Annotated in this window: 1 protein-coding gene; it reads left to right on the top strand. The window is 46.4% G+C overall.

Annotated features, from left to right (window positions below):
* Positions 1–42 precede the first annotated feature (42 nt).
* Positions 43–580, top strand: a 538-nt coding sequence (locus tag F0U44_RS24215) for a GTP-binding protein (protein ID WP_246160769.1), incomplete at its 3' end; no start/stop codon positions are given.

The following is a 580-nucleotide window of genomic DNA, read 5'->3' as shown; positions in this document are numbered from 1 at the left end:
CTCGGATATTACACGCAGTTTGTAATCCGTGACTAACCAAAAATGGGCAAGGAAAAGACTCACATTAACATTGTCGTCATCGGACACGTCGACTCCGGCAAGTCCACCACCACTGGTCACTTGATCTACAAATGTGGTGGTATTGACAAACGTACCATCGAGAAGTTCGAGAAGGAGGCCCAGGAAATGGGTAAAGGATCCTTCAAATATGCTTGGGTATTGGACAAACTAAAGGCTGAGCGTGAGCGTGGTATCACAATCGATATTGCTCTCTGGAAGTTCGAAACTAGCAAGTACTATGTTACCATCATTGATGCTCCTGGACACAGAGATTTCATCAAGAACATGATCACAGGAACCTCTCAGGCTGATTGCGCTGTGCTCATCGTAGCTGCCGGTACCGGTGAATTCGAAGCTGGTATCTCTAAGAACGGTCAAACCCGTGAGCATGCCTTGCTCGCTTTCACCCTCGGTGTCAAACAGCTCATCGTAGGAGTAAACAAAATGGATTCCACTGAACCACCATACAGTGAGCCCAGATTTGAGGAAATCAAGAAGGAAGTATCCTCATACATCAAGA

Source organism: Nocardioides humilatus (assembly GCF_008373755.1).
Classification (GTDB): Bacteria; Actinomycetota; Actinomycetes; order Propionibacteriales; family Nocardioidaceae; genus Nocardioides; species Nocardioides humilatus.
The sequence above is the reverse complement of the archived record's forward strand: the minus strand, read 5'-3'. Positions and strand labels throughout refer to the sequence as shown.